22 protein-coding genes and 2 pseudogenes are annotated in these 23,705 nt (G+C 68.2%); 11 read left to right on the top strand and 13 right to left on the bottom strand.

Features of this window, described 5'->3' with window-relative positions:
• Positions 1 to 41 precede the first annotated feature (41 nt).
• From Scani_RS15760 to Scani_RS15750, 3 genes are all read left to right on the top strand, one after another.
• A complete protein-coding gene (locus Scani_RS15760) occupies positions 42 to 803 on the top strand; it encodes an erythromycin esterase family protein (RefSeq protein ID WP_218039186.1) in 762 nt (253 codons plus the stop codon).
• A gap of 929 nt (positions 804 to 1,732) precedes the next feature.
• Complete coding sequence (locus Scani_RS15755) at positions 1,733 to 1,990, top strand: hypothetical protein (protein ID WP_159475459.1); 258 nt, start codon at positions 1,733 to 1,735, stop codon at positions 1,988 to 1,990.
• Positions 1,991 to 2,247: 257 nt separating this feature from the next.
• Positions 2,248 to 3,501 carry a protein-glutamine gamma-glutamyltransferase gene (locus tag Scani_RS15750; RefSeq protein ID WP_159475456.1) on the top strand — a complete coding sequence of 418 codons (1,254 nt, stop codon included), beginning with the start codon at positions 2,248 to 2,250 and terminating at the stop codon, positions 3,499 to 3,501.
• 372 nt (positions 3,502 to 3,873) lie between these two features.
• Here Scani_RS15750 and Scani_RS15745 read toward each other — a convergent pair whose 3' ends face one another.
• Positions 3,874 to 4,248, bottom strand: a complete 375-nt coding sequence (locus tag Scani_RS15745) for a MerR family transcriptional regulator (protein ID WP_159475453.1) — start codon at positions 4,246 to 4,248, stop codon at positions 3,874 to 3,876.
• 45 nt (positions 4,249 to 4,293) lie between these two features.
• Between Scani_RS15745 and Scani_RS15740 the strand changes: the two genes are divergently transcribed.
• From Scani_RS15740 to Scani_RS15725, 4 genes and pseudogenes are all read left to right on the top strand, one after another.
• Complete coding sequence (locus Scani_RS15740) at positions 4,294 to 5,175, top strand: SDR family oxidoreductase (protein ID WP_159475450.1); 882 nt, start codon at positions 4,294 to 4,296, stop codon at positions 5,173 to 5,175.
• Positions 5,176 to 5,278: 103 nt separating this feature from the next.
• Positions 5,279 to 6,006, top strand: a pseudogene (locus Scani_RS15735) (helix-turn-helix domain-containing protein); the annotation flags it as partial.
• A gap of 106 nt (positions 6,007 to 6,112) precedes the next feature.
• Positions 6,113 to 6,640, top strand: a complete 528-nt coding sequence (locus tag Scani_RS15730; RefSeq protein WP_159475447.1) for a DapH/DapD/GlmU-related protein — start codon at positions 6,113 to 6,115, stop codon at positions 6,638 to 6,640.
• A 52-nt stretch (positions 6,641 to 6,692) separates the two neighbouring features.
• Positions 6,693 to 6,968: a transposase gene (locus Scani_RS15725; protein WP_371872345.1), complete on the top strand. Its 276-nt coding sequence runs from the start codon at positions 6,693 to 6,695 to the stop codon at positions 6,966 to 6,968.
• Here the strand turns inward: Scani_RS15725 and Scani_RS40905 are convergent.
• The 3 genes from Scani_RS40905 to Scani_RS15715 all read right to left on the bottom strand — a co-directional run bounded on the left by Scani_RS40905 (position 6,889) and on the right by Scani_RS15715 (position 8,921).
• Positions 6,889 to 7,245, bottom strand: a complete 357-nt coding sequence (locus tag Scani_RS40905; protein ID WP_246295901.1) for a hypothetical protein — start codon at positions 7,243 to 7,245, stop codon at positions 6,889 to 6,891. The genes Scani_RS15725 and Scani_RS40905 overlap by 80 nt on opposite strands.
• A 748-nt stretch (positions 7,246 to 7,993) precedes the next feature.
• Positions 7,994 to 8,677, bottom strand: a complete 684-nt coding sequence (locus tag Scani_RS15720; RefSeq protein ID WP_159475444.1) for a cysteine hydrolase family protein — start codon at positions 8,675 to 8,677, stop codon at positions 7,994 to 7,996.
• 13 nt (positions 8,678 to 8,690) lie between these two features.
• Positions 8,691 to 8,921 carry a PDDEXK family nuclease gene (locus tag Scani_RS15715; RefSeq protein ID WP_246295825.1) on the bottom strand — a complete coding sequence of 77 codons (231 nt, stop codon included), beginning with the start codon at positions 8,919 to 8,921 and terminating at the stop codon, positions 8,691 to 8,693.
• Here Scani_RS15715 and Scani_RS41750 point away from each other — a divergent pair.
• Both Scani_RS41750 and Scani_RS40895 read left to right on the top strand, forming a co-directional pair.
• Entirely contained in the window at positions 8,920 to 9,252 is a 333-nt protein-coding gene (locus Scani_RS41750; protein WP_281391935.1) for an FAD-dependent monooxygenase, read from the top strand. The genes Scani_RS15715 and Scani_RS41750 overlap by 2 nt on opposite strands.
• Complete coding sequence (locus Scani_RS40895) at positions 9,183 to 9,551, top strand: aromatic-ring hydroxylase C-terminal domain-containing protein (RefSeq protein WP_246295823.1); 369 nt, start codon at positions 9,183 to 9,185, stop codon at positions 9,549 to 9,551. The genes Scani_RS41750 and Scani_RS40895 overlap by 70 nt, the downstream gene beginning before the upstream one ends.
• 427 nt (positions 9,552 to 9,978) lie before the next feature.
• Here Scani_RS40895 and Scani_RS15705 read toward each other — a convergent pair whose 3' ends face one another.
• The 7 genes and pseudogenes from Scani_RS15705 to Scani_RS15675 all read right to left on the bottom strand — a co-directional run.
• A complete protein-coding gene (locus Scani_RS15705; RefSeq protein WP_159475441.1) occupies positions 9,979 to 12,663 on the bottom strand; it encodes an ATP-binding protein in 2,685 nt (894 codons plus the stop codon).
• Positions 12,664 to 12,897: 234 nt separating this feature from the next.
• Entirely contained in the window at positions 12,898 to 13,245 is a 348-nt protein-coding gene (locus Scani_RS15700) for a YciI family protein (protein WP_159475438.1), read from the bottom strand.
• A gap of 42 nt (positions 13,246 to 13,287) precedes the next feature.
• Positions 13,288 to 14,235, bottom strand: a complete 948-nt coding sequence (locus tag Scani_RS15695) for a Vgb family protein (RefSeq protein WP_246295821.1) — start codon at positions 14,233 to 14,235, stop codon at positions 13,288 to 13,290.
• 50 nt (positions 14,236 to 14,285) lie between these two features.
• Positions 14,286 to 14,939, bottom strand: coding sequence for a CatB-related O-acetyltransferase (locus tag Scani_RS15690; RefSeq protein WP_159475435.1), 654 nt, complete (start codon positions 14,937 to 14,939; stop codon positions 14,286 to 14,288).
• A gap of 123 nt (positions 14,940 to 15,062) precedes the next feature.
• Positions 15,063 to 15,950: a GNAT family N-acetyltransferase gene (locus Scani_RS15685; RefSeq protein WP_246295819.1), complete on the bottom strand. Its 888-nt coding sequence runs from the start codon at positions 15,948 to 15,950 to the stop codon at positions 15,063 to 15,065.
• A gap of 62 nt (positions 15,951 to 16,012) precedes the next feature.
• Positions 16,013 to 16,582 carry a dihydrofolate reductase family protein gene (locus tag Scani_RS15680; protein ID WP_159475429.1) on the bottom strand — a complete coding sequence of 190 codons (570 nt, stop codon included), beginning with the start codon at positions 16,580 to 16,582 and terminating at the stop codon, positions 16,013 to 16,015.
• 737 nt (positions 16,583 to 17,319) lie between these two features.
• Positions 17,320 to 17,520: pseudogene (locus tag Scani_RS15675) on the bottom strand (ISAzo13-like element transposase-related protein); the annotation flags it as partial.
• 358 nt (positions 17,521 to 17,878) lie between these two features.
• Between Scani_RS15675 and Scani_RS15670 the strand changes: the two are divergent.
• Together Scani_RS15670 and Scani_RS15665 are read left to right on the top strand one after the other, a co-directional pair.
• Positions 17,879 to 19,354, top strand: coding sequence for a gluconokinase, GntK/IdnK-type (locus Scani_RS15670; RefSeq protein WP_246295817.1), 1,476 nt, complete (start codon positions 17,879 to 17,881; stop codon positions 19,352 to 19,354).
• A gap of 343 nt (positions 19,355 to 19,697) precedes the next feature.
• A complete protein-coding gene (locus Scani_RS15665) occupies positions 19,698 to 20,537 on the top strand; it encodes an SDR family oxidoreductase (RefSeq protein WP_281391934.1) in 840 nt (279 codons plus the stop codon).
• Positions 20,538 to 20,646: 109 nt separating this feature from the next.
• Here the strand turns inward: Scani_RS15665 and Scani_RS15660 are convergent, their stop codons facing one another.
• Both Scani_RS15660 and Scani_RS15655 read right to left on the bottom strand, forming a co-directional pair.
• A complete protein-coding gene (locus tag Scani_RS15660; protein ID WP_159475420.1) occupies positions 20,647 to 22,467 on the bottom strand; it encodes a glycoside hydrolase family 15 protein in 1,821 nt (606 codons plus the stop codon).
• 23 nt (positions 22,468 to 22,490) lie between these two features.
• Entirely contained in the window at positions 22,491 to 23,705 is a 1,215-nt protein-coding gene (locus tag Scani_RS15655; RefSeq protein ID WP_159475417.1) for a cytochrome P450, read from the bottom strand.

Raw genomic sequence — 23,705 nt, 5'->3', positions numbered from 1 at the left:
ATCGCGATGGTTCTCGGTCGGGAAAAAGATCGCGGGCCCGGTTGAGCACCAAGGCGGTACGACTACTGCGCACTCTGGGCCCGGAACGGCCGCAGGAGGACCTGGCATGGCTGGATGAGGCGATCGGCGACGCGAGGGTGGTAGCGATCGGTGAGAACGCGCACTCCAACCGCGAGTCGTACCAGCTGTGCCACCGCCTGACGCGGTACCTGGTTGAGCAACACGGGTTCGGCGCCTACGCGATGGAGTCGGGATTCGTCGAGGGGTGGCCGGCCGACGACTGGGTCAGTGGCGGCCAGGGCCGGCCCGGCCACGTCTTGGCGAACGGTATGACGTCGCTGATGGGACCGTGGACCGAGCTGCGAGCCCCTCTGGAATGGATGCGGCAACACAACCCTGATGCCGCGATGCCGCCCGACCGCGGCTCCTACGGCATCGACCTGTCCGGCTCGAACATCTCCCCGCTGCCCGGCTTGGACGTGATGCCCAAGGCACCGGCGATGACGTCCATCGACCGCCTCGGCGCGAACACCGTCCGCGTCACCTGGAAACCGGCTGCGGACCATCCGGACCAGGTCCTCTTGATGGAGCGAAAGCCCTTCTACAGCAGCGAGATCGGACTGTGGCATCCCTACACGTTCCGACACGACGTACAGGTCGGCGCCACATCGATGGACCGCAAGCTGGAGCGTGACTCCGACATCCCCCCTGCGGCCCGTACGCATGCCTACTGGATCCGTGTCGTCAAGGACGGCTTCGTCAGCGACCTGCGCGCCGAGAAGCCCCTCACCATCGAGCCATAACCCCTCGCCCGCGGCGGGGCGTTCAGCCACGCGGGACCGGGCAGTGCGGCGACCGTACCGAAGTCCTGTCGAACCCCACTCACCTCGGCATCGTCGGATACCGGTCGCACTCGCCCGGGCCCGTACTTGTGGCTCGGGCCACTGCGAGCCACCACCACTACCCGCCCCCACCGGACCCGCCGGTGAGACCTGAAGTCACCTCCCCAGCCACCCACGGTGCACCGCAGGATCGTGCTCCTGCGACGCACCGCTGCCTCCGGCCCGCGCTGCCTGACTTGCCCACCGGTTGTCCCGAGGCGGTGACCGGCTCCATGCCCGGGAGGAACCCCCAGCTCGCTGCCGCGTGATCGGCGGGCTTCCAGGCGATGACCCGCTCCCGGCCGCGGTGGGTGCAGCGCAGCATGCGCCGGGCCAGGTGAGGCTCATCTGTTGCACGGCTCGCAGGCTGGCAGCGCAGTGCATCAGACGAGGGATGGAAGGACCGCACCCGGCTGATCTCCCTGCCCCGGGCCGGCTCGACGCACTGCGGGACGGATGACCCCAGACGAGCGAGGGGTCCGCCGATGCGAGTGGCGAAGACCTTCCAGTACTTCGGGTGGGCGATGGCCCTTCGACTGCGGCCCCGAAGCGTGTTGGCGGAGCTCCCACAGCCGGTTCGCCCGCTGAACGGGGCTCTTCGTCCCGGGCGACGACGGCTTCCACCGCGCCGTGGGATTCTCGACAACATCGGTACCGGCCTCGCTGCGAACCACACGCCACCAGCAGGGGAAACGCCGCCCCATCGCCTCCCCGCGGGCCGGCTCCTGCATGGCCGGATACGGCCTACGTGACAGATTGGCCGACTTTGAAACCGCGACGTTGCCAGGGAGCCGGCGCGGGGACATGATCACTGCTCGTATCAACCTGATCACTCATCCAGGAGTCGATACGTGATACGCCCAACCGCTTTCCGCGCTCTCCCTGCCGTTGCCGTCACCGCGGCCCCCGCGCTGCCCCTCGCCCAGGGAGCCCAGGCGGCCGCCCCGACCCCTGTCGCCCCGGCGACCGCCGCTCTCGGGCATCCCAGCCAGGTCCGCCTGTTCGACACCGACTTCATGCGCTCCCACCCGCGCGTCGAGGTCCGCTACAGCGACCCCGGCCCTTCGGGCCGGGCCCGCGTCGTCCGCTCGGCGGCGAGGCTGATGTAGCGAGGCGCCAATGCCGCCCGACCCGGGCGGCCCGCCGGACACCAGGTCATGACCGGCGACGACCGCACTGCCACCGCCATCTCCCGCCTTAGCCGCATCTCCTTCCGCCTCGTGGCGTTCCTTCCTGCCGCCGGCGCAGTGACCCAGGACGGCGCGGCTGAGGCCCGGAGCGGCTGTTTACCGCAAACCCCTCATTGCGTCGTTCGCCCGCATGTCCCGTTTCACGACAATCCACAACAAGGGAGTTACTGATTTCCATGTTCAAACGCCGGAGTTTACTCGCCTTCGCCACTGTGGGTGCGGTGATTTGCGCCTCCGGAGTCATGCCATCGGTCAGCCATGCCGCCAGCGGCGGCGACGAGGAATGGGAGGGGTCCTACGCCGAAACGCACGGCCTGACGGCGGAGGACGTCAAGAACATCAACGCACTGAACAAAAGGGCTCTGACTGCGGGTCAACCTGGCAATTCTCCGGCGGAATTGCCGCCGAGCGCCACTGCTCTCTTCCGGGCCCCCGACGCTGCCGACGACAGGGTGACCCCTCCCGCCGAGCCGCTCAACCGGATGCCAGACGCGTACCGGGCTGACGGGGGCCGGGCCACTACGGTCGTCAACAACTACATACGCAAGTGGCAGCAGGTCTACAGTCAACGCGGCGGCAGCCAACAGCAAATGACCGAAGAGCAGCGGGAGCAGTTGTCCTACGGCTGCGTCGGCGTCACCTGGGTCAATACGGGCCCCTACCCGACGAACAAACTGGCGTTCGCGTTCTTCGACGAGAGCAAGTACAAGAATGACCTGGAAAACAGCAGACCACGACCCAACGAGACGCAGGCGGAGTTCGAGGGACGCATCGCCAAGGACAGTTTCGACGAGGGGAAGGGTTTCAAGCGGGCGCGTGAGGTGGCGTCCGTCATGAACAAGGCCCTGGAAAACGCGCACGACGAGGGGACTTACATCGACCACCTCAAGACAGAGCTCACGAACAAAAACGACGCTCTGCTCTACGAGGGCAGCCACTCGAACTTCTACTCGGCGCTGAGGAATACGCCGTCCTTCAAGGAAAGGGATGGGGGTAACTACGACCCATCCGAGATGAAGGCGGTGGTCTACTCGAAACACTTCTGGAGCGGGCAGGATCAGCGGGGCTCGTCTGACAAGAGGAAGTACGGCGACCCGGATGCCTTCCGCCCCGACCAGGGCACAGGCCTGGTGGACATGTCGAGGGACAGGAATATTCCGCGCAGTCCCGCCAAACCTGGCGAAAGTTGGGTCAATTTCGACTACGGCTGGTTCGGGGCTCAGGCAGAAGCGGATGCCGGCAAAACCATATGGACCCACGCCAACCACTATCACGCGCCCAACGGCATGGGCCCCATGAACGTATACGAGAGCAAGTTCCGGAACTGGTCCGCGGGGTACGCGGACTTCGACCGCGGAACCTACGTCGTCACGTTCATACCCAAGAGCTGGAACACCGCCCCCGCCGAGGTGAAGCAGGGCTGGCCGTAACCGAGCCGGGCAGGGAGGGCCGGGGCGCCCGGCCCTCCCCAGCCGCAAGCTGCGCCCCTTGGCATCCGGCCGGCACTTGTGCCTCCCACGCGGTGCCGCCGATGACGATGGCGCCTGCATGAAGCGGCAAGGGACACCTCAGCCTTGAAGCTGAAATCGCAAGTCCCCGGCTGGACGGGGGTGGCCAGTCGGGGACTGCAAGGCGTGTGCCCCGCGCAGCACAGTCAAAACGCGCAGATTCGGTGCCAGGCGGCTAGGTGTTGCGGGACATGACGTTGGTGACAGCAGAGCAGGCCCCACGTTGCTGCTGCGCCGTGAGGAAAAGCCAAATGGGGGCCACTCGGCGCTTGAGCTTGCCAGTGGGTGGGTGGCTCAGGCTTCACGGACGAAAGTCGAGCAATCTGGACATTCATCGAGGTATCGATGCCGACACTCAGCGGTGTGTTGCAGGAAGGCAATCGCCTCCTGCCTCTGTATGACTTGACCTTCAAGTTCAGCGATCTTGGCCCTCACGATCGCCTGCGCCGCCGACTTCTTCGGCGCCATGGCGGCGGTGGCCTCGGGCAACGAGAGACCAACACGCCGCAGTTTCAGGACCGTGCGTGCCTGTTCCACAGCCCTGTCGTCGTAGACGCGGTAGCCATTTCCATCGCGACGCACGGTGAGTGCCCCAACATCTTCCCAGTGCCGCAGCACGTGGGCTTCGATTCCGAGTTCTGCGGCTACTTCTCCGATCGCCTTCACCATTCGCGCCTTGCCTTCATGTCGACCTGAACCCTTAGCGTCTCGATCATGCCTGATACCACTGGCCCCAGGGGCACCCCTTGCCGTTCATCAATCCTGGTCACCGGCGCAGCCGGCAACCTCGGCCGTGAGGTCGTCGACCGTCTCCAAGCACACGGTGCGCTCGTACGATGCCTTGTGCGCGATCAGACTGGTCCGCGCCCCGGAGTAGAGTGGGCGGTCGGCGACCTCACAGACGCCGCTGCCGTGCGCGCGGCACTCGTGGGCATCGACGCCGTCTTTCTGATCTGGCCACTGCTCGATTCGGCCCGTGCTCACGACCTGGTTACGGAACTCGTCGCAGCGGCCCCCCGTGTCGTCTATCTGTCCTCGACAGCCATAGACGACGAAGCCGCCCGCCAGAGTGATCCCATCGTTCAGGTGCACGCGGACATGGAAGCCCTGCTCCGCAATGCTGGTCTGCGCCCCCTGGTACTACGTAGCGACACATTGGCGTCCAACGCGCGGGGCTGGGCGCCGCAGCTACGGGCGGGCGACGTGGTGTCAGGCCCGGACATGGCTCGCACAGCCGTCGTCGACGAGCGCGATGTCGCTGATGCGGCCGTAGCCGTATTGCTCGCGCAGCACAACCCACTGGATTTCGAACCGCACCTGTTGACGGGCCCCGAGGTACTAAGTCGCACCGACCAGGTCGCTCTCCTTGGTGCCGCGCTCCGGCGCCGTCTGCGCTTCCAAGCGGTCACCGCTGACCTCGCACGGTCACGGATGCTCACAGACGGACGTCCCGAGCGGCTCGTGGAAGCGCTAATCGCCGCCTCGATGCGCCGGCCAGAGTCAAACCACACCACCGATCATATTGAGCGCCTCACTGGCCGACCGGCCGGCACCTTCGCGAGGTGGGCCGTCGACCATGCGGCCGAGTTCAGCTGACGGAAGATCCGCGGCACGGCCCACCCGCCCGCCCCTTACGGACATACTCGATGACCTGCGTGGATCGCCAGGTCCGCCATCGGTTGTCGACAGGAAGGCACTCATGGCGCACGCCAACGCACCGCTGTCCATCGAAGGGCGACGTCGCTTTGTCGAGCGATGTCGCACACGACCGATCTCACATGTTGCTGCCGAGATGGGCATCTCCCGTGCCTGCGCGTCGAAGTGGGTCAACCGCTACCGACGCCACGGTGGGCTCGGCCTGCTGGACCGATCCTCAACACCCCACTGTCAGCCGACCGCGACAGACACCAATGTCGTGCGCCGGATCGAGGAGCTCCGTCGTACTCATAGGTGGTCGGCAGCGCGGATCGCGTTGAGCTCCAGACCGAAGGTGTCTCGCTCAGTCGCCGCACGGTATCGCGGCACTTGGTCGCGCTCGGGCTGAACCGCCGCCGGTTCATCGACCCCAACGGCGAGAGCAACCGAAAACAGCAGAAAATAACCGCTCGCCGCCCCGGGCACATGATCCACGTCGATGTGAAGAAGGTTGGCCGCATCCCGGACGGCGGCGGCTGGCGCGTCCATGGCAAGAACAGCGACCGCGCCCGTGAGGTCGCCCGACACAAAAACAAGAGTAAGCGCGGCGGCTACGTCCACCTGCACTCCGCTGTCGACGGATTCTCTCGGCTCGCATACACCGAAGCGCTACCCGACGAGAAAGCAGCAACTGCGGTCAGGTTCCTCCACAGAGCCAGCGTCTGGTTCGCCGCTCACAGCATCACCCACATTGAGCGCATCGTCACCGACAACGGCGCGTGCTATCGCGCCGACGCACTCCACAACCATTGGTTGTGTCTGGGCGGTGCAGAGTTGTTTGATCGAGTGCTCTGCGCGGTGGTGGGATCAGCGCATGTCTAGCCGCACAGAGCAGGTCATGTATGTCCAGACACCTGAGTTCGAGCGTCATGCGGAGCGGATAGTGGAGGTGACCGATGCGACGTCTCGACTGAACGTGCTTCCGTTCAGCGACAGCGAAGGTCGCGCGGAACTACTTTCTGTTGTGTTCGGTGGCCCGCTGCCGGAGTCGGTGATGATCTACCCGCCGTTCTTCACCGAGCACGGGCTGAACACGACGTTCGGGGAGAACGTCTTCGTCAACCAGGGATGCACCTTCATGGACAAGGGAGGCATCCGTATAGGGAACGGCGTCATGATCGCCCCGAAAGTCAGCCTCATCACCGGAGGCCATCCACTGCCCCTGGCTGAGCGCCGCGAGTACCTCTCCTTCGCCCCGATCGTCATCGAGGACGACGTCTGGATCGGGACGGCTGCCGTGATCACGCAGGGGGTGACCATCGGCGCCGGTGCGGTGGTCGCTGCCGGTGCGGTGGTCACGCGTGATGTTTCGGCCGGCGCCGTGGTCGCGGGAGTGCCCGCCCGGGTGATCAAGACGATCGACTGAGCCCGGCCGGGCCACCGGCCCGGCTGCGCAGCACCTCTGCAGTCTGATCCTGATGCCTCGTCACGCCCGGCTGACCGACCGGCATTGGGACCGCAGCCGACCTCTGCTGCCCTCCAGTACCGGTCGTCGCGGCAGGCCGTGGGCCGATCACCGCCGCATTGTGGAGGTGCTCGTCTACCGGTACCGCACCGGTATTCCTTGGCGAGACCTCCCAGCCGGGTTCGGATCCTGGAAGACCGTGTGGCCCGTCACCGCCGCCGGGCCGCCGACGGGACCTGGGACCGCGTGCTCAGTGTCCTGCTCGCCCGCGCGGACGACGACGGGCTGATCGACTGGCGGGTGGCAGTGGACTCCACCATCAGGAAGCCGTCGCCCGAGCACTCGCACGCCACATGCTCGCGGGCGAGCTCACGCCTCGGGAGTTCACTTTCCGGATCCACCAGCGCTACGGACATGAGCTGCCTCTGGCTGAGCGGCTCGCCGAACTCGACGATGAGTACGACGTCCTCGAATACGGCGACAGAACCGTGGACCAGGTCGATGCCGAGGTCACGACCGAAGCCCGCCGCCTCGCGACCCCACCCCACGGTTCCGGCCGAACCCACGGATACGCCCAGTTGATACACAGGGGCCGAGCCACGAGTTCCCGCTGAACAGGCTTCGGCTTTCCTGAACCCACGGGCCTCTCCGGCCTCGGTACTGGTGGGCTCGCGTATTCAATTGTCGCCAGTTCTCGGCCCGGGCTGGGGACGGGTGACGCTCCGTGGCCGAAAAGGTTGGCCAGTCCCTTTTCAGGTCACCGCCGGGCCGCCTCCCGACGCTGAGAAGCCACGAGCTTTTCGAGCGCGGCCGCGATTTCTACGATGTCTTGATCCCAGGATGACCTTTGTGACCAAACTCCGGGGTGGCATGCTGAGTTGGGACGGAGGATGGGGTTCGTGCGGGGTGGCAGGCGGCAGATTTAGACAGCGGTGCTGCGGGATGCGGATTCGGAGGAGCCGCTGATGCTGCCGCTGGAGGCGATCGAGCTGGATGCGATCCCGTACACCGAGGAGCACGGCGCGCAGTAGGCCCCTTCGGCACGCCTACCTGCCCGTGTACGACCGCACCCGCGCTCTGAGGCCGGCGGCCACCGCGCCGCCGTGCATTCCCCGGATGGCCAGAGCCCTCTTTCACGACTCAGCCACCGGCCGCGCATTTTGCCAGGAGCTGCTTCAACGACGTCGACGTGTCCCAGGCCCCTGCATGAGTCGGCCCCAGGGCCTGGACGGCTGGACCCCCTTACCCCGGCCCTGGCCGGGTGCCATGCGTGTTAGTTGGCTGCTTGCTGGGGTCTGGGACGTCGGCGGGGTCTCATGGCGCCGGTGCTGCGTCGATCAGATCGAGGACCTTTGCGGTGGGGCGTACGTCGCCGAAGGAGCGGTAGATCGTGGCGAGCGTGGCGTTGTGGTCCTGGTCGCGGCCGGTGGCGTTGGCGTCGGCGACCATCACCACCCGGTAGCCGAGGGTGCATGCGTCGCGGGCCGAGGATTCGCAGCACACCTGCGTGACCGTGCCCGTGATCAGAACGGAGTCGACGCCGCGTTCCTGGAGGAGATCCGGGAGCGGGCAGCGGCCGGGGAAGAAGGCGCTCGGCGCGCTCTTCTCCACGAAGATGTCGTCCGGGGCGGTGGTGAGGCCCGGCCACAGCCGGCCGGGGAGCGGTCCGGTGCCTCCGGAGTTGCGGAACATCTCGGCGGCCTCGGGGCCGTGGAACTCGTCGCCGACCGGGGTGCGTTCGGTGCGCGCCGGCAGGACCCAGGCGACGGTCCCGCCGGCCGCCCGCAGCCGGTCGGCGAGTTGCTGGATGTTCGGGACGATGCCTCGGGCGTAGGGGTTGGCGTCGACGAAGAACGGCACCATGTCGATGACGACCAGGGCGGTGCGGGCGGGCGTGAGGCGCGGGTAGGCGAAGCGGCGGCCGCGCCGCTCCTGCTGTCGCCGGTACTCGCGCTCCTCGAGGCGCCACGCGTGGATGCGGGTCTCGGTGTCCTGCACGGCGGGGCCCTCGTCAGTCGTGGTCGGGGCTGAGCTTGCGATTGGTTCCGGACCGACCGATGTCGAGTTCCACCAGGGAGCTGAGGGTGGTGCCGCTGTTCCAGAAGCCGAGCAGGTCGACGTCGATGAGGCACAGGCCGTGCCGCGCGGCGAAGTCCCGGGCCGGATGTGTGAAGACGCAGGACGCCACGAACACCGGCACGTCAGCGCCATGTTCGGCACGTGCGGTGCCGTTGAATGTCATGTTCTTCCCGGCCGGTGGGCAGGGCATGAACCTCGGCATCCAGGACGCCACCAACCTGGGCTGGAAGCTGGCCGCCACCCTCCAGGACCGGGTGCCCGACGGACTGCTCGACAGCTACGACACGGAGCGCCGACCGGCCGCCCGCGCCGTCATCGACAACACCTGCGCGCAGCTCGCCCTGTTCGCCGCGGTGAGCCCGGAGCAGATCGCCCTGCGCGAGGTTTGGTCCGCCGCGCTCGCCGAACCGCAGACCAACCGCCAGTGGGCCCGCCGGATCCCGGCTTCGACGACCCGCTCCCCGCCGACACCACACCCGGCGCGCACCCGCTGAACGGCACCCGACTGGCCGGCCTTGCCCTCGACGCGACCGACGTGCCCACCGCCCACCCGTTGATGCACCACGGCCGACCACTGTTGCTGGACCTCGGCGGGACGCGGACACCGTGCCCCGCGGAGGGTTTGGAGCAGCGGGCGGGAACCGTCAACTCCGAGGCGACGCAAGCGATCTGGCGGGACGCCACCGCCGTCCTGATCCGGCCGGACGCCCGGATCGCCTGGGCCAGCACCGACACCGACCCGCAGCGCCGGGCCGCGGCCTGCCTCACCACCCTGCGTACCCTGTGCCGCTGAACGCCGCTCGACGAGCCCACCCGCCGGCCACGCCTACCTGCACACCGCCCTGGACCACCACTCCCGCCTCGCTTACGCCGAAGACCTCCCCGACGCGCCCCCCAACCGAGGATCGCAACGCCTTGATGCTCGGCTTCAAAAGAAACGAAGGCGGCGTGGCGGACGACGAGTTCGAGTGGAGGTCTCCCCAAGGCGACCGAGGATCGCAACATATATCCGTTTGCTGGCGTCGTCGTCTGCGCGGTGGTGGCGGTCGCTTCTCAGAGCGACTGAGGATCGCAACACGTCTACGACTCAACAGATCCGGTGGGTGAGGTTCGCACGCCGCGTCGGCGGTGGGCTTGAGTACGAGCGCGGTTCGTGCGGGGGCATTTCAAGGTCCTCGTCGATGCCGAGCCGAACGTGGTCCGGCAACGTGGGCGTGATGTCAGGAAGCGAGCAGGTCGGCGAGTTCCGACCGTGAGCTGATGCCCAGCTTGGGAAATGCGCGGTACAGGTGGTGTCCGACGGTGCGCGGGCTCAGGAACAGTTGCGTGGCGATTTCGCGGTTGGTGGCCCCGGTGGCTGCGAGCCGGACGACTTCGCGTTCCTGCGTGCTCAGGCGGCTCATGGGTGAGTCGGGGGCCTCGGCCGGGTCGTGGGTCTCGCCGGCTGCCTGCAGTTCTGTGCGTGCCCGGTGGGCCCATGGCTTTGTGCTCAGTTGGTCGAAGAGTTCCATCGCGGTGCGCAGGTGGTCGCGGGCGTCGAGCTTGCGTCGCGAGCGGCGTAGCCACTCGCCGTAGAGCAGTTCGGTGCGGGCCCGGTCGAAGTCGCTGCCGTCGTCGTGCAGGTTCAAGGCGGCCAGATAATGCTGCTCGGCCTGGGTGTCCGGGCGGGTCAGGGCCGCGCATCGGCGGGCTTGCGCCGCGAAGTGGGGCTGCTGGAGGTCGGCCGCCCATGTTGTGAGCTGTTGCGCGGGCTCCTGCGCCCGCTCGGGGTGGCCGGCGCGAACGGCGGCCTCGATCAGATCTGGCAACAGGGGGCGCGCCAGGAGGGGGTGACCCGCCGCCTGCCGGGCCATGGTCAAGTGTTCCAGCGCGGCCTGGGCTCGCCCGAGGCCGAGGTCGAGGAGCCCCAGCGCCCACAGCGCCTCCGCAGTGGCTCGTCCGACATCGCGGGGACGGGTGTAGTCCAGTGCCTGGTCGGCCAGTTCCCGTGCCATCGGCTCCTCCCCTCGAACGGCGGCGAGGAGCGCCAACAGGGCGCGCAGGTGGGCGGCTCGGTGGTCCAGGTCGTAGCCATCGGCCAGCCTGAGTGCTTCGGTTGCGTGTGCGTGCGCGTCGTCGTGTCGGCCGAGCGACAGTTCCACTTGGGCGCGCAGATGCAGCGTGGTGGGCAGCCATCCGCCGATGCCCTGCTCGCGGCAGTGGGTTACCGCGGTGACGGCCAGCTCGTGTGCGGCCGCGTGGTCGGCGACCAGGTGGCAGTAGATCCCGGTCATCAACCGGTCCATGAGTCCGCTGCCGGCGAGCCGACCGGCCCGTACTAGATCGTCCAGTGTCCGACGTGCGCCGGGGATGTCGCCGGCAAGCAGTTGGGCGGGTACGGCCAGCACGGGAAGGAGGGGCGTACGGACGCTGATCTCGGCTATGAGGGCTGGGTCGCCGGCGGCGAAAGCCGCGTGGATCGCGTCGGTCAGCAACGGGGCGATCTTGTCGGGGCGGTCGGCGGCGACCGTGTCAGCGCAGTCGGTAAGGATGCGGGCGGCTTGACCGGGGCTGCCGTAGCCCAGTTCGACCACGGAGCGAACGCGGGCGAAGTCCGCTGCCATGCCAGGGTCTTGGAGCGGCAGCGGCACCTGTTCGGTGAGGTCGCGGCACCGTTCGTCCTGCCCGGCCTCGCTCGCCTTTTGCGCGGCGTTGATCAGCCGGCGGGCGCGTTGCTGTGTATCGGCGGTGAGGTGGGCGGCTCGCTCGTACGCGGCGGAGGCGGACGCCATCGCTTGCCTGCTGCCCGCCCACACGGCGACCCGTTCCAGCTCTGCGGCGACCTGCTCATCCGGTCCGGTCGTGGCGGCGGCCAGGTGCCAGGCGCGTCGGTGCGCGTGCTGCGTGCCGTCCAGTACTGCCACCAATGCTTGGTGCAGCGCCAGCCGCCGGGCAACCGGGGTCTGTTGGTAGGCGGTGAACCGGATGAGGGGGTGACGAAATCGCAGCCTCTGTGCGGAGACGAAGATCAGTCCGGCCCGTTCGGCGGGCTCCAGATCCCTGATCTCTCCGCCGAGGCGGCCCGCGGCCGCGAGCACCGTGGGGAGGTTCCCCGTGTCGTCGGCGGCGGCTACCGCGAGTATGCGCTGGGTGGCCTCGGGGAGGCGGCGGAGCTGCTGTGTGAACGCGTCCTGCAGCTGGCTCGGCGGCGTCAGCTGCGTCTCTGGCAGCGCCAGTGGTCCCAGTTGTCCGGCCCGCTGTGCCGGGGTCAGGGCGGCGGCCAGTTCTTGCAGCGCCAGTGGGTTGCCTTGTGCCTGGTCGATGATCCGCTCGGCGACCGGGGGCGCGAGGCCGGGCAGCAGTGTCACGGCCGACTGCCGGTCGATGCCGGTGACGTGTACTCGGGGCAGTGCCCTTGATCCGCTCTCCGGGGAGATGTCGCGGGTGGTGAAGAGCATGGCGATGCCTTCTGCCCGTAGCCGCCGGGCGGTGAAGGTCAGTGCGTCCGCGGAGGGTTGGTCGATCCATTGCAGGTCATCGACAAGGCACAGCAGCGGACTTTCCGCGGCGGCCTCGGAGAGCAGTGAGAGCGTGGCGAGCCCGATGGTGAGACGATCACGCACGACCTCGTCGCTCAAGCCGAAGACGGCTCGTAGGGCCCCGGCCTGCGGTGCGGGAAGCCGGTCGATGAGGTCCAGCAGCGGCAGGAAGAGCTGATGGAGCCCGCCGAAGGCGAGCTCCATCTCCGACTCGATGCCCTCGACCCGCAGTACGCCCATGCCTTCCGCACGGGCGACCGCGTGCTCGAGGAGGGTGGTCTTGCCGATGCCGGCCTCACCGTGCAGGAGTTGGGCGCTGCTCTTCCCGCGGTGGGCGTCGGCGAGCATCCGCTCGATATGTCGCCGCTCTTGTTCACGTCCCTGCACCGCACACTCCCCCCGGTCCGCGTCCCGGCCGCGACCGAGCACATGATCACCACTGTATGTCCGGGGAGATGTCCCCGGCGATGGTGATCGCGGCAACGCATGCAAGGACTCTGGTGATGTCCGCGAGGGACAACCCGGCAGAGGCCGCCGGCCCTCGGACGCGAACGCAGGGATCGGCCTCCTTGTGTGCGCCCTCGAGGGTGCCTCCCTGTTCTCGTGTGTCGGCGGTGCGGCTCAGGCGGTTTCGAGGAGCGGCCAGATCTCGACCGTCTCGGGGGTGGCGAGTGCCTTGGCGAGTTCCACGGCTTCCGCACGGTCGGCCACGTCGATGACGAACCAGCCGCCAAGGGTCTCCTCACCGGCGTGCGCGGGCCCCTCGGCCACGGTGGAGGCACTGTCGGTCGCCTTGCGCACGGTTACCGCGGTGGGGGGATCGGTTGCGAGGGCATCGCCGCTGATCAGTTTGCCTGCCGCCGCGATCTGACCGATCCAGGTTTCGTATGCCTTTCGGTGGGCGGCCGGATCAGACTTGATCCCGCTGCGTGACTCGTGGGTCTCGAATATCACGAGCGCGTACTTCATGGGTGTCTCCCTATGTGTGTGCTGCGTTGTCTGGACTTGCTGTTACGCGGAAGGTGCCAAGAGGCCCAGTTGGGCCGCCGGAGCCCGGGTCGCGGTGATGCGGGCGAGTGCGCCGGTCTCCAGTGCTGTCCACAGGGCCCCGTCCGGGCCCAGGGTGATGCCGTGCGGCTCCGAGCCGTCGGTTGGCAGGTCGTGCACGGTGATGATGCCGTCGGGGGTGATGGAGCCGACGCGGTTGCCGGCCCACTCGGTGAACCACAACGTGCCCCCGCTGCCGGGGGTGAGGGCATGCGGCCGGGAGGTGCGGTCGGGCAGCGGGAACTCGGTGATCACGCCATCGGCGGCGATCCGCCCGATCTGCCCGGCGCCGATCTCGACGAACCAGAGTGCCCCGTCGTGCCCGGCTGCGATGCCCACCGGGGCGGCGGACTTCGTCGGCAGACCGTGGAGGGTGATGGCTCCGTCCATGCCGATCCGCCCGATCGCGTCGGCTTGGTTCAGGGTGAACCACATCCCGTCGTCGGAGCCGGCGGTGATCGCAGAGGGGAAGGCCCCGGATATCGGCAGCGGGAACTCGGTCACCTGGCCGTCGGTGGTGATCCGGCCGATCCGGTCGGCACTGGTCTCGGTGAACCACAGCGCCCCATCCGGGCCGGCGGCGATCCCGAACGGCCCGCATTCAGCGGTGGGCAGCGCGAACTCCGTCACCTTGCCGTCAAGCGTGATCCGAGCGATGCGGTGGGCCCGGTGCTCGGTGAACCACAACGCGCCGTCCGGCCCGGCAGCGATGATCGTTGGCCCGCACTCCGGATCGAGTGGATGGCTCGTTGGCTCCTCTCCGGGCACAAGCCGCCCGATCCCTCCGCTGTGGACCAGGGTGAACCACAGCGCCCCGTCCGGGCCCGTGGTGAGCGCGTAGGGGCCGCTGTCGCGATCGGTTACGGCGAACTCCTCGATGAACACCGGCATCAACTTTTCACTTCCCTCCATACGATGTGCGCCCTCCCGCCCCTGAGACCTGGGGTCCGGCGGGTCCGCCCTCAACTGCCGTTCCGGTCATGCCGTTTGCCGATACTTTCGATCTCGGCCGGGGCCCCCGCCATGATGGTGCGGGTGTGTTCGGTGACCAGGTCGGTGGGCCAGTCCCACCATGCGGCGTGCAGGAGGCGCTCGATGTCGGCATCGGCGAAGCGTTGGCGGATCGGCCGGGCCGGGTTGCCGCCCACGATGGTGTAAGGGGCGACGTCGGCGGTCACCACCGCGCCGGCCGCGATGATGGCGCCATCTCCGATCCGCACGCCGGGCATCACCGTCACCTGGTGCCCGAACCACACATCGTTGCCGACCACGGTGTCGCCGCGGCTGGGCATGGCGGTGACGATGTCCAGGGTCTGTTCGGCCCACCGGCCGCCGAACATGGTGAAGGGGAACGTGGACACCCCCATCGTCGGATGCTCGGCGCCGGCCATCAGAAACCTGGTGCCCGTGGCGATGGCGCAGTACTTGCCGATGATCAGACGCTCCGGCCCGTAGGCGTAGAGCACGTTGCGATGCTCGAAGTCCGCCGCGCCCTCGGGGTCGTCGTAATAGGTGTACTCGCCTATGGAGATCTTCGGTGAGGTGATCAACGGTCGAAGGAACACGACGCGGTCATGCGCCGGCAGTGGGTGCACGGTGGTTGGATCGGGAGACAACGCAACATCCTTTATCGGTGGGGCCGGTGGTCGGTATGGGACGGCAACTGCTTCGCCGCGGGAGGCGGCGCGTGTTCTGCGGCGTGCTGATCGTCCGGGGCGCCGGGTGTGTTGCCTCGGTCTTCATGCCACCGGGGCCGAACAGATCATGCGGATCTCTGAAGTCCGGTAGCCGGCACGGGCGAGGGCCGCGGCCATCGGCGCATTGCCGCGGTCAGTGGTGGCGGTGATGAGCTCGGCACCGGTGTCCGCGTGGATGCGGGTGATCTCGGCGAGGAGGTCGTCCACATACCCGCGACCGCGGAACTCGGGTACGACGCCCAGGTAGCCGACGTTGCGGGCGTACGGCGTCGCGGACGGGAGAGCGAGTCCCACGACTTGCCCGTCGGGGGTGTGCGCCAGCCGCCACCACTCGCGCCGGCCGGGGCAGCCGAGGTAGAAGTCCATCTCGTCGCGGGCGGTGGCTTCGGCACCCTTGACCGCGATGTTCCTGCTGGTCTCGTCGTCCAGGCTACCGACAGCTATCCTCCGGAACAGCTGGAGGAACTCCTCGTCCGACGCCGGCGCGAAGGCGAGCCGGCCCTCGGTCCCGGGAAGGCCGGCGTCGGGTGTCCACTCCAGGCGCAGCCGTTCCACTTCGTGGGTGAGCCCGGCCGCTACGGCGGCCTGGCGCCGCCAGCCCACGGCAGCCGCTGCGGTTGGATTGTCACGCCAGCCGACGGGCAGCGTCAGGTTGTACAGCGGCAGTCTGGGCGCTCCGTGGTCGGCGAACGCCCTTAGCCCGGCGCTCAGTAGTTCGGCCCCCACTCGCGCCCGGTCGGGGAGTGCGGGGTCCACGTGCAGGCAGTCCAGTGCGATGGGGTGAGCGCTGTCCGCCTGCCCCCACCACAGGGCTCTTGCCCATACCTGCCCGTCCTCCTCGGCGATCCAGGTCCACTCCGGCCGGTACATTCCCTGCCGCATCTCGCCCAGGTAGCGGTCGGCGCCGATCCAGCCCACCGGCTCATCCACGATCACTTCTACGATGCGCTCTTGATCGGTCTCAGTCGTGGGGCGAAACAGCACGGGTGCTCCTACTGCTTGGTGTATGTGGTGACGGTCGCGCCGGTGGTGAAGCTCCGGGAGCCGGTCAGCGTGAAGACGGCAGGGCCGGATGAGGTGTGGAACAGGGGGATGCCTTCACCGAAGACCACTGGGTAGCGGTGGACGATCAGCTCGTCGATCTCACCCAGCAGCTGTCCGGCCAGCACCGCGCCGCCGCCCAGCCAGATGCCCCTGCCCGGTTGCTGCTTCAGCCCGCGGATGAACTCCACCGGGTCGCCGGCAACAACGTCGACGTCGGGAGCGGGCTGTTCGAGGGATGAGGAGAACACGTACTGCCGCAGGTAGGGATACGGGCTGGTGACATTGGTCGCCAGAGAGGATTCGTAGGCGCCGCGCCCCATGACGACCGTGTCGAACCTCCTGTTCGCTGTGCTGACGACACCCAGCGACCTGCGGACGTGGTCCGGGATGGTCTCGGGGTACTCGGCGAGGATCGCGGCCTTGAGGTCGCCGTCGAAGCCGGAAGAGTCACACTGTCCGTCCGGACCGGCGATGAAGCCGTCAACACTGCAGCCGATGAAGTACGTGAGCAGACGCATGCGGGTCCGATTCCGATCCGTTGCTACCAGGGACGAGATGACACTAGGCACCCTGTTTCAGGAGGGCATCGGTCACCGCGACGTAACGTGACCCACCGCGCAGGCGACAAAAGTGGCGTGGCATCAGTAGAGACATCAGCAGGCCGGCCCGTGGTGGCGGGCGCCGGATCTGGTAATGAAAGGTCCCACCGGCAAATCTCCCTGACGCCCGACCGGTCCAACCCGCAGTTGCTTCGTTGTAGCCGGGTGCGCCGGCGGGGCCTCGATGTGTGCCGGGCTGCGACGGCGTGCAGCTTCGGTGTGTGCGGCATTCCGCGAGTTCTCCTCAGCCTCGCCGGGGCGCTGGCTCAGTGGCCAGGGGGTCTTCCTCTTCGGGCGTCTTGTCGTCAGGTGACGCAATCTGGGGATTCTTGAAGCGTCCTCTCCCTGTCCGGCCGAACCACAGTCGGGCTGAGGGCGAGGGCGGTTGGCGCGGGGAAGTGCCGCCTTGCCAGCGGAGTCTTGGCGCGAGATCGACGGTGGGGCATAAGTGATATGCCGCCCGCGAGGTCTTCAACCTGGTCAGACCGGCATCCACCGGCCTCCCGTCATAGGGGCGTGTGATACCGCGTGAGAGGTGAGGAACCCTCGTCGGCTTGCCGACGGGGGTCCTGCGTTCGGGGACGGGCCCGGTGAGACGCGGCGCTTCCCACCCTCATGTGTACGGAATCCGTTCTGCTGGGTGCCCCGCCTGAGCATGTTCCGGGAGGCAGGTGGCAGACAGTGATCGTCAGGCCGGAACCGGCTGCGAACTGGGCGAGTTCGATCTTCCAGGTGTGGGTGCGATAGCCGTTGGAGTCGCCCGCATCGACGGTGATCAGCAGTCGGTCGGCCGTTCGACAGGCGGCTCGCCCGGCTCCCTTCCACCAGCGGTTTGAGAGCGTCGCTGTGTCTCGGTCGTACGGTCGTCGAGGTGCGTAGCAGACCTCGCGCCCCGAGATTGGAAGTAGCCGATCAGCCGAGACCGGACAGCCCGGTCGTACCGCACGAAGGGGGCGCCATGACAGGGCACGTTGTCGGAATCCGCGCGGGGCCGCTGTACGGAGTCCGGGGCGGAGGCAGATGGATCCAGCCTCGTCCGATGAGGCCGAACGGGGAAGCGTAGGCGCGGTTGGCGTGGGCAACGGTGCTGATGGCCGATGGCCTCATCAACCGAGCACGGTGCGCGGCTCCCCGTCCCTGGGAAGGCCGACGCTCGGGTTGCCGCCGGATCCGGCGTGCATCGTGGCCGCCGGTGTGCCCCCGGCCGTAGTGCTCGTGACAGGCGTGTCGGGATCGGGTAAGTCCACGGTGGCGCGGCTGCTCGCCGACCGGCTCGGCTGGGCGTACAAGGACGCCGACGACTTCCACACCCCGGCGAACCGGGCCAGGATGGCGGCCGGCGAAGCGCTGAGCGACGAGGACAGACACCCTTGGCTGACCGCCGTCGCCACGTGGATCGACCGGCAGATCGCAGCACGGCAACCCGCCGTCGTCTCCTGCTCCGCGCTCAAGCGCGCCCACCGGGACCGACTGCTCGGGGGACGGCCCGACGTGCGTCTGGTGTACCTGCACGGTGCCCGGCAGCTCATCCGGTCCCGACTGATTGCCCGCCACGGCCACTTCTTCCCAGCCCGGTTGCTGGACAGCCAGTTCGCGGATTTCCAGGAGCCGGAACCCGACGAACACCCCTGCGTGGTGGAGGTCGACCAGCTGCCGGAAGCGGTCGTCGCAGCCATCGTCTCCCTGCTCGGCGGGTGCACCTCACCGGACCCTTCACCCACCGGTGCGGCGGATTCCGCCGCCGCATGGACCGAGGAGCCACGCATGTCCCCCAACGCATCAGGAGAACAATGGCGACTGCATCATGGCGTGCAGACGGCAGTGGTGGTCCAGCTGGGCGGCGCCCTTCGCCATTACGAAGTGGACGGCCGGCCGCTGCTGGACGGGTTCGCCGCCGACGAACCGATCACCGGCGGCCGCGGGCAGCTTCTCGTCCCCTGGCCCAACCGCGTGGGTGGCGGGCGCTATCGGTTCCACGGTCAAGACCTGCAACTTCCGCTGACCGAACCCGAGACGCGCAACGCGATCCACGGACTCCTCCGATGGACACCGTGGCGGCTGCTCGCCCACGGTGACGATGCGGTCCGGGTGGGCACCACCCTTTTTCCCCAGCCTGGCTACCCCTTCCACCTGGAGGTCGTTGCCGAGTACCGGCTCGGGCAGGAGGGGCTCCAAGTCGCCGTCACCACGACCAATGTGGGGGAGACCGCTGCGCCGTACGGCGTGGGCCAGCACCCCTACTTGACCGCGGGCACCGACCTGGTGGACGCGGCGCTGCTGACCGTTCCGGCCCGCTACCGGCTGTGTACGGACGAGCATGGCCTGCCGACAGGGGAGGAGCCGGTCGAAGGCACGGCGTACGACTTCCGCACCGCCCGCCCCATCGGCGAGCAGCTGCTGGACACCGCGTTCACCGGGCTCGACCGGGACCCCACAGGCCGGTCCGTGGTGCGGCTGGCGCACCCTTCAGGCCGGCATGGCATCGACGTACGACTCATCGAGGGCATCCGATATGTGCAGGTGTACACCGGAGACACGCTGTCCGAGGCCGGACGGCGCCGGCGCGGTGTCGCCATCGAGCCCATGTCCTGCCCGGCAGACGCCTTCCGCAGCGGTACGGCACTCACCGTGCTGGAGCCCGGCGGTAGCAATGTGTTCCGGTGGGGTCTCGTACCGTGGGGATCCCCGTGACCGCGAACCTCCCCGCCGCCGATGCCGCAGCGCATGACCGCTGAAGTCTTCCGTGCGCTGTACGAGGAGTTACGAGGCCGGACCCCGCGCGCCCCCGACCATCGGCGCGGTCAATCCGTCCCTCACGGCCATGGCGAACGCCCTGCGGGTGGGCGCCACCTCGTGGACCGGCTGAGCTGACCGCGGGGGCTGTTGGTCCGACCGGGCGGTGATGCTCGGCCGTGCGGACCAATGGCAGCTCGCGCGGGCTGACGCTCCCCGTCGTCGGTGCTTCCGTGATCTTCGGACCCTGTCGGGCCGCAGCCCGGCGGACCGGTTCAGACCGTCGAGGAGGCAGTCGATCGTGAGTTCCACCGAGGGTGCACCGCAGGGCGTGGTCCCCGCTCAGCTGCTCAAGGGCCAGAAGGCGATGGTCACCGGCGCCAACTCCGGAATCGGCAGGGCCACGGCCATCGGTCTGGGGCGGGCTGGCGCCGACGTGGTGGTGAACTACGTGGCCGGCCGTGAAGAGGCCGAGAAAGTGGTCGAGGAGATCACGGCGTTCGGCGTGCGCGCCGCCGCGTACGAAGCGGACGTGTCGCAGGAAGACCAGGTCGTGGCCATGGTGGACCGGATGGTCCAGGAATTCGGGACGATCGACATCATGGTCGCCAACGCCGGACTGCAGCGCGACGCTCCGTTCACCGAGATGACGCTCGCCCAGTGGCAGAAGGTGCTGGACGTCAACCTCACGGGTCAGTTCCTCTGCGTCCGGGAGGCGACGAAGGAGTTTCTGCGGCGCGGGGTTGTCCCGGAGGTGTCCCGCTCGGCCGGAAAGATCATCTGCATGAGCTCCGTCCACCAGATCATCCCCTGGGCCGGGCATGCGAACTACGCCTCCTCCAAGGGCGGCATCCAGATGCTGATGGCCACTCTGGCCCAGGAACTTGCGCCCCAGAAGATCCGCGTGAACGCGATCGCTCCGGGAGCCATCAAGACGCCCATCAACCGCAGCGCGTGGGAGACCACCGAGGCTCAGGCGGACCTGCTGCGGCTGATCCCGTACAAGCGCGTCGGCGAGCCCGAGGACATCGCCCACGCGGCCGTCGCCCTCGCCTCCGACCTCATGGATTACGTCGTGGGCACCACGCTCTACGTGGACGGCGGGATGACCCTCTACCCCGGCTTCGCCACCGGCGGCTGACTCTTCGTCCGACCTGTCCTCCCGAGCGGCAATCGCCATCTACCCGCACGTCGATCTCTGTCGCGGACAGCCTTGACCATCCTGCCGGTGGTGCAGGTGCGCCCATGGGTCAGCGCCTTTCCTCCGCGTCGAGCGCCTCGTCGAGGGTGATGGCGGCCATGATCAGGGACAGGTGGGTGAACGCCTGGGGAAAGTTGCCCAGTTGCTCCCCGCTCGGACCGATCTCCTCGGCGAACAGCCCGACGTGGTTGGCGTAGGTCTGCATCTTCTCGAAGGTGTACCGGGCCTGGGACAGCCGCCCCGCCCGGGCCAGGGCGTCGACGTAGAGGAAGGTGCACATACTGAAGGTGCCCTCCGAGCCGCGCAGGCCGTCCGGCGATGCCGCCGGGTCGTAGCGGTAGACAAGGCTGTCGGAGACGAGCTTGCGGTCCATCGCGTCGAGCGTGGAGAGCCAGGCCCTGTCCCGGGGAGCGATGAACCCGACCCTGGGCATGAGCAGCAGCGAGGCGTCCAGGACCTCGCCGTCGTAGTGCTGGACGAAGGCACGCTCCTGCTCGCTCCAGCCGCGTTCCATGATCTGCTCGAAGACGGCGTCCCGCGCCTTGCGCCACCGTTCCAGGTCGGCGGGCCTGCGGAAGGACTCGGCCAGACGGAGCCCGTGGTCGAGGGCGACCCACGACATCACCCGGCTGTAGGTGAAGTCCTGGCGGCCGCCGCGGGTCTCCCAGATGCCCTCGTCCGGCCGGTCCCAGGCGTCGGCGAACCAGTCCAGCGTCCTGGCCATCGCCTGCCACCCCTCGAAACTGGCCTGCTGCGCGATCTCGGCCCCCTGGGACACCGCGTACAGGGCCTCGCCGTAGATGTCCAACTGGAGCTGGTCGGCGGCGCCGTTGCCGATACGGACGGGGTAGGAGCCGCGGTAGCCCTCGAAGTGATCGAGTGTCTCCTCCGGCAGGTCGGGGTTGCCGTCGATCCGGTACATGGTCTGGAGCGGCTCCTCCTCCTTGCCCTCGCGCTCGCGCAGTCTGTCCGTCAGCCAGTGGACGAAGGCGGTGGCCTCCTCGACGAAGCCGAGGTCCAGCATGGCCCGCACGGACAGCGAGCCGTCGCGTATCCAGGTGAACCGGTAGTCCCAGTTGCGTTCTCCGCCGACCTGTTCTGGCAGGCCCGTGGTGGCCGCTGCGATCAGGGCGCCGGTGGGGGCGTAGGTGAGGAGTTTGAGGGTGATGGCTGAGCGGTGTACCCGCTCGGGCCACCGTCCCCGGTAGTGGGACTGGCGCAGCCAGTGCCGCCAGAACAGGGCGACGTCCTCGAACTGCCCGTTGAGCCCGTCGACCGTGGGGGGTGCGGGCGCCTCGCCGCCGGACGCGCAGACGGTGAACACGGCACCGCCGATCTCGCCGGCGCGCAGCGTCACCTTTGCGCGGACATCCTGGCCGTCCCGCTCCAGCGGGAAGGTGGACTGCAGGTGCCCGTCGAGTCCGGGGGCCCGGAACAGAGCGCCATTCTCGCCGAGTTCGAGTTCGTGCTCGGCTCGGCCGTAGTCGAAGCGTGGCCGGCACTCAAGGGTGAAGTCGACGGTCCCCCGCACGGCACGGATGCCGCGGACCAGGGTGTGCCGGTCGGTGGCGGTGCGGGTCCGGTCCGGGGGCATGAAGTCGAGCACCTCGCCCACTCCGTCCGGCGACAGGAACCGGGTGACGAGGATGGCCGTGTCGGGGTAGTAGAGCTGCTTGCAGGTCGCGTCGGGACGCTCCGGGGCCAGCCGCAGGTACCCGCCGCGGTCGTGGTCGAGCAGGGCGGCGAAGATGCTGGGCGAATCGAACCTGGGGGCGGCGAACCAGTCGACGACGCCCTGCGACGAGACGAGCGCGGCGGTCTGCAGGTCGCCCACCAGGCCGTGATCGGCGATGGGAGGGTAGCGGTCCATTGCAGCTCCGAAGTCTCGGAAGGTCAGCTCTGCTCGATGTGCAGATGGATGGGACCTCGCAGGACGGGGCTGGGCCGGTACGGCGGCGGGTCGGCGACCAGCCTGGGGCGGTCCAGGCGACGCACCAGCGCGTTCAGCGCGATCTGGGTCTCCAGCCGGGCCATCGGTCCGCCGAAGCACAGGTGGATGCCGCTGCCGAACCCCAGGTGCTGGTTGTCCTGCCGGTCGGGGTCGAAGCGGTCGGGATCGTCGAAGCGGTCCGGATCTCGGCTGCCCGAGGCGAGCATGAGCATGATCTGCGAGCCCTTGGGGATGGTGGTGTCGGCGACGGTGATGTCGCTGTATGCCGCCCGCCACGGAATGATGTGCACGGGGGGCTCGTAGCGCAGCAGTTCCTCGACCAGTCGCACGATCAGGTCCGGTTCGTCGCACAGCCGCTGCAGCACCTGCGGGTGGCGCAGCAAGGTCAGCATGCCATTGGTGATGAGGTTCACGGTGGTCTCATGGCCGGCGATGAGCAGCAGGTTGGCGGTACTGACGATTTCGTCGTCGGTCATCCGCCCTTCGGGCCCGTCATCGTTGGCCATCCGGGTCAACAGGTCGTCGCCGGGCCGGCCGTGGCGCTGTTCCAGCAGCCCGCCGAGATACTGGCGCAGGTCTTCCTTGGCCTGCACACCGTTGTCCAGTTTCTCCTTCGGGTCCTTCTTGGGGTCGTAGTCGAGCGAGTCGACGATGGCATTCACCCACACGTGGAACCGTGGTTCGTCCTCGCGTGGCACGCCGAGCAGGTGGCAGATCACGGTGACGGGGAAGGGGTAGGCGAAGTCGTCGACGATGTCGATCCGCTCTTTGCCCGCGAAGTCGTCGATCAGGCCGTTGACGATGGCGGTCAGGTCGGGTCGCATGCCGTCCACCAGCCCCGGGGTGTGCGGGGGGCCGAAGTGGCGCATCGCCAGGCGCCGCAGACGGTCGTGGTCGGGCGGGTCGAGGTTGATGAACGACGGCGTGGTATCTGCCTCGGTCGCGGGCATCGGCCGCGACAGGTTGCGGACGTCGGAGCTCAGATGCGGGTTGTGCAGGAGGCCGGTGAGCTCGCGGTAGGTGCTGATGACGTAGCTGCCGTCCTCCTGCCGGGCCACCGGGGTTTTGCGCAGCTCGGCGTAGAGCGGGTACGGGTCGGCCCGGGCGGAGTAGTCGAGGATCTGGTGCAGGATGTCGGGCGTCTCGGTCGTGGTCAT

Origin of the sequence: Streptomyces caniferus, assembly GCF_009811555.1 — a bacterium.
Lineage (GTDB): Bacteria > Actinomycetota > Actinomycetes > Streptomycetales > Streptomycetaceae > Streptomyces > Streptomyces caniferus.
The sequence above is the reverse complement of the archived record's forward strand: the minus strand, read 5'-3'. Positions and strand labels throughout refer to the sequence as shown.

Excerpts from the sequence above, each read along its gene's own strand:
- Scani_RS15700 (WP_159475438.1), bottom strand. The coding sequence starts at position 13,245 with ATGAAGTACGCGCTCGTGATATTCGAGACCCACGAGTCACGCAGCGGG.
- Scani_RS15695 (WP_246295821.1), bottom strand. The coding sequence starts at position 14,235 with ATGGAGGGAAGTGAAAAGTTGATGCCGGTGTTCATCGAGGAGTTCGCC.
- Scani_RS15660 (WP_159475420.1), bottom strand. The coding sequence starts at position 22,467 with ATGGACCGCTACCCTCCCATCGCCGATCACGGCCTGGTGGGCGACCTG.
- Scani_RS15730 (WP_159475447.1), top strand. The coding sequence starts at position 6,113 with ATGTATGTCCAGACACCTGAGTTCGAGCGTCATGCGGAGCGGATAGTG.
- Scani_RS15725 (WP_371872345.1), top strand. The coding sequence starts at position 6,693 with ATGCCTCGTCACGCCCGGCTGACCGACCGGCATTGGGACCGCAGCCGA.
- Scani_RS41750 (WP_281391935.1), top strand. The coding sequence starts at position 8,920 with ATGTTCTTCCCGGCCGGTGGGCAGGGCATGAACCTCGGCATCCAGGAC.
- Scani_RS15745 (WP_159475453.1), bottom strand. The coding sequence starts at position 4,248 with ATGGTGAAGGCGATCGGAGAAGTAGCCGCAGAACTCGGAATCGAAGCC.
- Scani_RS15715 (WP_246295825.1), bottom strand. The coding sequence starts at position 8,921 with ATGACATTCAACGGCACCGCACGTGCCGAACATGGCGCTGACGTGCCG.
- Scani_RS15750 (WP_159475456.1), top strand. The coding sequence starts at position 2,248 with ATGTTCAAACGCCGGAGTTTACTCGCCTTCGCCACTGTGGGTGCGGTG.
- Scani_RS15680 (WP_159475429.1), bottom strand. The coding sequence starts at position 16,582 with ATGCGTCTGCTCACGTACTTCATCGGCTGCAGTGTTGACGGCTTCATC.
- Scani_RS15655 (WP_159475417.1), bottom strand. The coding sequence starts at position 23,705 with ATGACCACGACCGAGACGCCCGACATCCTGCACCAGATCCTCGACTAC.
- Scani_RS15740 (WP_159475450.1), top strand. The coding sequence starts at position 4,294 with ATGCCTGATACCACTGGCCCCAGGGGCACCCCTTGCCGTTCATCAATC.